Origin of the sequence: Sulfurimonas sp., from assembly GCF_028694895.1 — a bacterium.
In the GTDB taxonomy this organism is placed as follows: domain Bacteria; phylum Campylobacterota; class Campylobacteria; order Campylobacterales; family Sulfurimonadaceae; genus Sulfurimonas.
Window position 1 is genome coordinate 1 of sequence record NZ_JAQVKA010000066.1, and the last position, 8,555, is coordinate 8,555.

Genomic DNA, 8,555 nt, shown 5'->3' on the forward strand with positions numbered 1-8,555 from the left:
ATTAGTGAAGACTTAAAAAGAAGTATAGAAGCTAATGAACTTCAGACAAGGGAGTTTATTACAACCAACCATAAAAACGATTTTAATGAAGAAATCAAATATATTCAATCGATTGAAAAAGATTTAAATTTAGAATATTTGTATGATAATGAATTTAAAAAAAGTCATAAGCTTAATAATCAAAAGCTATTTGAGTTATTTAGAAGAAAAGATTATTTGGCAAAATTAATAGATAACATAAAAGACATAGAATTACAAAGTTCTTTAAGACATAAATTTGAATCAGCAACCATGGGACGATACAATAATAAAAATCAAGAATTACTTGAAAATGTTTTTTCTTTTAATGAAATTCTAAAGATATTTAATGATTTTACAGATTACATTCATAAAAATAAGATTGTAGAAAATCCATGCTCTTTTGAGTATATCTATGAATTTTTAATAATAAAAAATCAAAATAAAGTATATTCTGAAAATGTTAATAGGTTTGAATTATTTGAAGAAATATCATCAACTTATGACATAATTGAAAATAATATCATTGATGGTAAAAAAGTAGGATTTCAGGTCAATATGCAAGAGTTGTGGGAAGTAATATTTAATCGCATCAGTCATTCCCGTGTCAAGAATTATTTTGATATTATTACTAAAGACTATCAATCCTCATTATAATATAAAATATGATAATATAATAGAATAACAAAATGTAGGTTTGTGACATGTCAAAGAAGAATTTAACAGAACGAGATATTTGTACAAAGTATATAACCCCAGCACTCATAGAGTCTGGCTGGAATTTACACTCTCAATTTAGAGAGGAAGTAACATTTTTTACAAACGGTCGTATATATGTTCACGGTAAGATGGTACGCCGAGGTGAGCAAAAAAGAGCGGACTATATTCTTTACTACAAACCAAATATTCCTATAGCTATTATCGAAGCAAAAGACAACAAACACAGCATCGGTGATGGTATGCAGCAGGGTTTGAGCTATGCGGAGATTTTAGATATACCTTTTGTTTATAGTACAAACGGTGATGGCTTTTTAGAACATGATCCAACTCTTACTCATGGTGTACTTGAAAAAGAGATAACACTAGATAATTTTCCATCTCCAGACGAACTTTGGCAAAGATATAAAAAATACAGAGGTATCGAGGAAGATGAAGCAGAAAAGGTGGCACTTTCCCCTTACTACATCGACGATCCAAAAAGAGAGCCAAGGTATTATCAAAAAAATGCAATCAACAGAACTATAGAAGCCATCGCCAAAGGGCAAAAAAGAATCTTACTTGTCATGGCAACAGGTACTGGAAAAACTTATACCGCATTTCAGATCATCTACAGACTTTACAAGTCAAGAAAAGCAAAAAGAATACTCTTTCTAGCAGATAGAAACATACTTGTAGATCAAACAAAAATAGGTGATTTTAAACACTTTGGTGACAAGATGACCAAAGTCACAAACAGGATGATTGATAAATCTTTTGAGATCTATCTTTCCCTTTATCAAGCCATTACGGGCAATAGTGAAGAGAAAAAGATATTTAAAGAGTTTAGCCGTGACTTTTTTGACCTTATCGTCATAGATGAAGCACACCGTGGTAGTGCAGCAGAAGACAGTCAATGGAGAGAGATACTAGAGTATTTTGATAGTGCAGTGCAGATCGGTCTTACTGCAACGCCAAAAGAGACAAAGTATGTGAGCAACATCTCATACTTTGGTGAGCCAGTTTACACCTACTCTCTCAAGCAAGGTATAGATGACGGTTTCTTGGCTCCATACAAAGTGATCCGATTGTCATTAGACAAAGATGTTGAAGGGTGGCGACCATACAACGGACAAACTGATGATAAGGGAGAAGAGATTGTGGACAGAGAATACAACACAAAAGACTTTGATAGAAACCTAATCCTCACTCAAAGAACAAACCTTGTAGCAAAAAAGGTTACTGAATATCTAAACGAAAATGATCCTTACATGAAAACTATCGTTTTTTGTGTAGATATAGATCATGCAGAGCGAATGCGACAAGCTCTTGTAAATGCCAATCCTGCTATGGCAAAAGAGAGTAGAAAGTATGTTATGCGAATTACTGGGGACAATGATGAGGGAAAAAAAGAGCTAGATAACTTCATAGATCCAGAATCTACATACCCAGTCATAGCAACTACTTCAAAGCTTATGACAACAGGAGTTGATGCACAAACAACAGGGCTTATCGTACTTGACAGTAACATTGGTTCTATGACAGAATTTAAGCAGATCATAGGTCGTGGTACAAGGATAAACGAGACTTACGGAAAACTTTACTTTACGATCATGGACTTTAGAAATGTTACAAGACTCTTTGCCGACCCAGATTTTGATGGTGATCCAGTGCAAATATATGAGCCAAAAGATGATGACCCTATAACTCCTCCAGATGAAGAGATACCAGAAGAGTTTAGTGACACTGTAAATGAGCCAAGTGAGCCATATGGTGAAACTCCAGGTATATCTATAACAGATGGTGAAGATGGTACTTCAAAACCTACTCGCCACATAGTAAGCGGTGTAAAAGTAAAAGTTTTAAACAAAAGAGTGCAGTACATTGGAGCAGATGGAAAACTCATCACAGAGTCGCTTGTGGATTACAGCCGTAAAAATATTAAAAACAGATATGCAAGCTTGGATGAGTTTTTGCAAGAGTGGAGCACTGCAGAGCAAAAAGAAGCGGTCATCAAAGCACTAAGCGATCAAGGTGTGTTCTTTGATGAGCTTGAGAGTGAAGTTGGTAAAGAGGGGTTGGATCCATTTGATCTTATCTGTCACATAGCATTTGACAGACCAGCCCTCACAAGAGCCGAGCGTGCAGGAAAACTAAAGAAAAATAACTATTTTGACAAATACACTGGAATTGCCAAAGATGTTATAAACGCACTGTTAGATAAATATACCGAATCAGGCATAGAGAGTATAGAAGATATATCAGTTCTAAAAGTACCGCCGTTTAACGAATACGGTACTATGAAAGAGCTTACAAAACTTTTTGGCGGTGGAAAAGCTGGGTATCAGTCACTTATCAAAGAGATAGAACAACATTTATACGCATCGTAAACAATTTTAAAAGGAACAAATAAATTATGGCAGATATTTCAAATATCGTAAAATCAATTCAAAATATTATGAGAACAGATACGGGTGTCGATGGGGATGCTCAAAGAATATCACAACTTGTATGGATGCTTTTTCTAAAAGTATTTGATGCAAAAGAGGAAGAGTTTGAACTAGAAAATGAAAACTACAAATCTCCTATCCCTGAAAAACTTAGATGGAGAAGCTGGGCTACTGATGATGAGGGGTTAACGGGTGAAGAGCTTATGCTTTTTATAAACAACGAGCTTTTCCCTACGCTAAAAGAGCTTGATATCACTACATCTAATGCTTACGCACCACTTGTAAAAGGTATGTTTGAAGATGCCTACAACTATATGAAGTCTGGAACACTTCTAAGACAAGTGGTAAACAAACTTGAAGAGATACATTTTGATAATCTGTCAGACAGACACCTCTTCAATGACATGTACGAACAGATACTCAAAGATCTTCAAAGTGCAGGAAATGCAGGAGAGTACTACACACCTAGAGCCGTGACAGAGTTCATAGTGCAGATGGTAGATCCAAAGCTTGGTGAAAAAGTGTTTGACCCTGCATGTGGAACGGGAGGTTTTCTTATAAGCTCCATAAACCATATCATGAAAAGCGATGTAAAAACAGCAGAGGATAAAAAAACTTTAGAGCATACGATCCAAGGGATAGAGAAAAAGCAGCTTCCTTACATGCTGTGTCTTACAAACCTCATACTTCACGATATAGAAACGCCAAATATCAGACATGACAACTCGCTCTCATACCCCCTAAAAGACATCACTCCAAATGAAAGAGTGGACTGCATCGTAGCAAATCCACCTTTTGGAGGAACGGAAGAGCAAGGGATAGAGAACAACTTCCCCGCAAGCTACCGTACAAGAGAGACGGCAGACCTCTTTTTACTTCTGTTTATACAGATGCTAAAACCAAGAGGAAGAGCTGGGATAGTTCTGCCTGATGGTACACTTTTTGGTGATGGCGTAACAGCTAGGATAAAAGAGAAACTTCTTGAGGAGTGTAACCTGCACACCATAGTAAGACTTCCAAACGGGATATTTGCTCCCTATACGGACATAAACACAAATCTGCTTTTCTTTACAAAAGGGGAGCCAACAAAAGAGATATGGTACTATGAACAACCACTGCCACAAGGGTATAAAAAATACACCAAAACAAAACCCGTAAAACTGCAAGATTTTGAAGAACTGAAAAAGTGGTGGAGTGATAGATGCGAAAATGAACAGGCTTACAAGGTAGATATAGACACCATTAAAGCAAATAATTTTAATCTCGATGTGAAAAATCCTCATAAGGGTGAAGTAGAGGAAGAACTTACAACAAGCGAGATCATAGATAAGATCGAAGCTTCAATGAGCAAGAGTGTTGAACTTTTAGAGCAAATTAGAAAAGAGGCTCAAGAGTAATGAACTCGAAGATACAAGCAATAAGTTCATTTTTAACAGAGCGAAAAGAGCGACTAAAACCAGAGGAAGCGAATGAACTCAATTTAAAACGAATTGAAAAAATCGATTTTACTGGACAAATACATTTAGTAGAAAATAAACCAACTAAAACAGATATGATAGTAGTCAAAAAAGGCGATTTAGTAATATCTGGTATCAATGTAGCTAAAGGGGCATTGGCAGTTTATGAGGGCGATGAAGATGTTATTGCGACTATTCATTATTCTTCTTATAGCTTTGATAAAGAGAAGATAGATATAAATTTTTTAAAGTGGTTTTTAAAAAGTCCAGCATTTGTAGATGCTCTTGCCGAACAAACAGGTGGAGGTATAAAAACTGAAATTAAAGCTAAAAAGTTTTTGTCTTTAAAAATACCTATTCCTACACTGGATGAGCAAAAAAATATTGAAGCTAATCTCAATAAGTTTGAAGAAAAATATAATCAAGTTTCAGAAGAACTCCAAACACAATCAGAACTGATAAATAAACTTAGGAGTTCAATTTTAAGTGATGCTATTCATGGAAGACTAACTGATGAATGGAGAAAACACACAACCTTTAATGATGAGATTATATGTAGATATAAAAATAATAATTTACACATAACAAACGAAGATAATCAGCCATTTAAAATTCCAAATACTTGGATATGGATAAAGTTAGATAACCTTGTGAATCAAGATAGAGGCATCACATACGGCATAGTTAAAATGGGTAACGAACCAACAAAAAATGGCATAGTTGCATTACGCTGTAGTGATGTCAAATTTAGAAGAATTGATATTACTAATGCGAGAAAAGTTACCGAAGAAATTTCTAGTCAATACAAAAGAACCATTTTAGAAGGTGGCGAAATTTTATTAAATATTCGAGGAACTTTGGGCGGATGCGGAATTGTTGACGCATCACTGAGAGGATGCAATATTGCAAGAGAAATTGGAATGATACCTATAAGCAATAATGAATTTACAGACTATATTTTAAATGTTTTAACCTCTCCATATTTTAATAATCAAATAGAAAATAATCTTAGGGGCATTGCATATAAAGGTCTTAATTTAAATATTCTCAGAAATTTTCCTATTCCTTTGCCTCCACCAGAAGAACAAAAACGAATAGTTGAAAAAGTAGAAAGACTTATGGCTACATGCGATGCACTGGAACTTGAAGTACAAAACAGCAAAATAGAGACAGAAAAACTAATGCAAAGCGTACTTAAAGAGGCATTTAAAAACTAATGGAAATCATAGAAATACCTGAGTTACCACCACAAATAAAAAGAGCTGCCGAATTAGGAGAGTTGGTAATATTTATAGGTGCAGGTATGTCTTATGAGCTAGGTTGTTCTGATTGGAATGGTTTAGCAAACGATTTAATCAAACGATGTGAAAATACATTAGGCTCAGATGAACCATTATTAAACAATTTTGAAGCAACACAACTTAAAAATATGCTGGAGCAAAGCGGTAACAGTAAAAAAGTGATTACTATATGTAACGGCATTTTATATCAAAGTGGGAATGATGAACTTTTTTTGGAAGAGATGAAAAAATCACTAAACGATGATAAAGTTACATCAACAAATCCAAAACTAAAAACTTATAGAGATCTCTTTAATCTAAACGGTATTTTTGTCACTACAAACGCTGACAGACACATAGACCAAATATTTAACCCTCAAAATATCATAACGAATAAGTTTACAGGAAGCACTGCACTTGTAAATAAAAATCTGTACAAAATACATGGTAGTATAAATGAACCTGCTAGTTTGATTTTTACGGTCGAACAATATTTTACAAGATACAAAGACAAGGAGTTTATAAAATTTTTAGAATCGCTCTTTACCAAAACAGTGCTATTTGTGGGTTATGGACTGGGGGAGTTTGAATTACTAGAGCATATGTATAAAAATATAACCCTTAGTGAAAATCATTATTTTTATCTTGGTGGGTACTATACTCACGAAAAAAGACTTTGTGATTTTGAACAGATGTATTTTGATCAGATGAAAGTGAAACTCATACCATATTCAAAAGATAAAAAAGGTTTTAAGCAGTTGCCAATTGTTATAGAAGAGTGGGTAAAGCAAATTCAAACCACGACAAATGTTTTACAAAACAATTTTGATGAGATAGATGAAGTGTTAAGGAATCCGTTTTGAATAAAGTCGAATCAACTATCCAAAAAATGAAGCTAAATCCAGATTATGAAAAATACTTTTTTCAAAATGCTTATAAGTACCAAAATCTCTATGTTTGGCTTGAACCACTGTATAAAGAAGGCTATTTTGAACCTCAAGAAGATATGAGAATTTATTTGAGTTTTTTAGAAACAGTTTCTTTACAAAATAAAGAAGAAGAGAGAAGTGAGACTACTAAGATTTTACTTGATATAGTCAATGCATTTTTTGAGTATAGAAAAGAGCATAAAAGTTATGATTATTACACTGATTATTCTATAGTTAAAATTTTGTTTAATCTCCCAAAGGAGAATATAACACTAGAACATATTGATATGATTCATATGCTTTTGAAAGACTCTGGTGGCAGTGGTTTATTAAACAGCGAAATTGAAAAAGTTGTTTTACCAGTGCTTATTGATAACGGCATGGATGAATATATTTTAAGCCTTTTAAGAGTTATTTTTGACTATGAAATTCAAGACAAAGGAAAGTCTTATCAGGAGAGAGCACCGTTACTTGAACAATATTGGTTAAATAGTCTTTTAGAGGAACATTCTAAATCAATAGTTGAAATTATTGATTTAGCTGGACTTGAGATATTAATATCTATTGTAAAACAGGTTATAGAGGAAGATGATGCAGCATTTAACAATGTATGGATAGCTGCTATTGAAGATCATCCTCAAAATAGTTTTCCCGAGAGGTATGATAATCAGCTTATATCTTTTACACGAGATTTGTTAGAGTATCTTGATGCAGATAAGATAAAAAAAATTTTAGAAAACTTTTTAGATGAAGAGCATCCTATTTTTAAAAGGTTAGCATTTCATACTATCAACAATAAGTATGATGAATTAAAAGAGCTGTTCTGGAACTGGTTTGATGCATATAAAGACACGATAAATACTACCTTCAAACATGAACTTTATAAACTTTTGCAAGATAATAACGGTAAATTTAGCGAAGATGAATTAGAAAAGTTGATAGATTGGATAGAAAGCTTAGATTACTCCAAATATTTTGATGATGCTTCTGCTGAACAGTTGGAGATTGTTACAGCCTATAAGAAAAAAGAGTGGTTGTGGAGTATCAAAGCATCGAGTACGAAAGCACAAGAATTGTATGAAAAATATAATTCTGTAAACTCTTCTGAGCTAGAGCATCCAGGGTTCGATATGTGGACTAGTGGTACTGAGTGGGTCGGATATCAAAGTCCTATTGAAAAGAAAGATGTTTTTTGCAATAAAACAGTAGATGAAATTATCCAAGAGGTTAAAGCATTTGATCCATCAAAAATAAAAAAAGAGAGATTTACTAGAGATAGTGATCTTGTTGAAGGACTAGCTAATGATTTGGCAGATTGTGTAAAAGAAAATCCAAACAAGTATTCTTTAGAAATAAAAAAGTTTATAGAGCTTGATTGGATCTACAAATATCATCTTATATACGGTCTCACAAACGCTTGGAAAGAAAAGAAAAAATTTGAGTGGGGCAAAGTTTTTGATTTTATTTTAAACATATTAGATGAAGATTTTTTTGCATCAGAAGAGCAATATGTATTATGGCTAAAAGGTCAAATAGCAAGTTTAATAGAAGATGGAACAAAAAGTGATGATAATGCATTTGATAAGAAATATCTTCCGCAAGCAAAAGAGATTATTTTTTTACTACTAGAACAAAAGGAAGAAGAGCAAATAGAATATGACAATGATATGAGTACTTATGTGCTAAATTCTATCAATGGCAAAGCATTGCACGCACTTATTAACT

At 33.6% G+C, this 8,555-nt stretch carries 6 protein-coding genes; all 6 read left to right on the forward strand.

What is annotated here, in order from left to right; translation table 11 throughout:
• Positions 1 to 675 (forward strand): hypothetical protein (locus tag PHI38_RS07600; protein ID WP_299854612.1); only part of this gene is annotated, 675 nt, incomplete at its 5' end.
• A gap of 47 nt (positions 676 to 722) precedes the next feature.
• Entirely contained in the window at positions 723 to 3,104 is a 2,382-nt protein-coding gene (hsdR, locus tag PHI38_RS07605) for an EcoAI/FtnUII family type I restriction enzme subunit R (RefSeq protein ID WP_299854615.1), read from the forward strand.
• 26 nt (positions 3,105 to 3,130) lie between these two features.
• Positions 3,131 to 4,561, forward strand: coding sequence for an N-6 DNA methylase (locus PHI38_RS07610; protein WP_299854618.1), 1,431 nt, complete (start codon positions 3,131 to 3,133; stop codon positions 4,559 to 4,561).
• Entirely contained in the window at positions 4,561 to 5,838 is a 1,278-nt protein-coding gene (locus PHI38_RS07615; protein WP_299854621.1) for a restriction endonuclease subunit S, read from the forward strand. Before PHI38_RS07610 ends, PHI38_RS07615 begins: the two co-directional genes overlap by 1 nt.
• Positions 5,838 to 6,764: an SIR2 family protein gene (locus PHI38_RS07620; protein WP_299854624.1), complete on the forward strand. Its 927-nt coding sequence runs from the start codon at positions 5,838 to 5,840 to the stop codon at positions 6,762 to 6,764. Before PHI38_RS07615 ends, PHI38_RS07620 begins: the two co-directional genes overlap by 1 nt.
• A gap of 26 nt (positions 6,765 to 6,790) precedes the next feature.
• Positions 6,791 to 8,555 (forward strand): hypothetical protein (locus tag PHI38_RS07625; protein WP_299854627.1); only part of this gene is annotated, 1,765 nt, incomplete at its 3' end.

Coding starts and splice junctions, on each gene's coding strand:
- hsdR (WP_299854615.1), top strand. CDS start 723: ATGTCAAAGAAGAATTTAACAGAACGAGATATTTGTACAAAGTATATA.
- PHI38_RS07610 (WP_299854618.1), top strand. CDS start 3,131: ATGGCAGATATTTCAAATATCGTAAAATCAATTCAAAATATTATGAGA.
- PHI38_RS07615 (WP_299854621.1), top strand. CDS start 4,561: ATGAACTCGAAGATACAAGCAATAAGTTCATTTTTAACAGAGCGAAAA.
- PHI38_RS07620 (WP_299854624.1), top strand. CDS start 5,838: ATGGAAATCATAGAAATACCTGAGTTACCACCACAAATAAAAAGAGCT.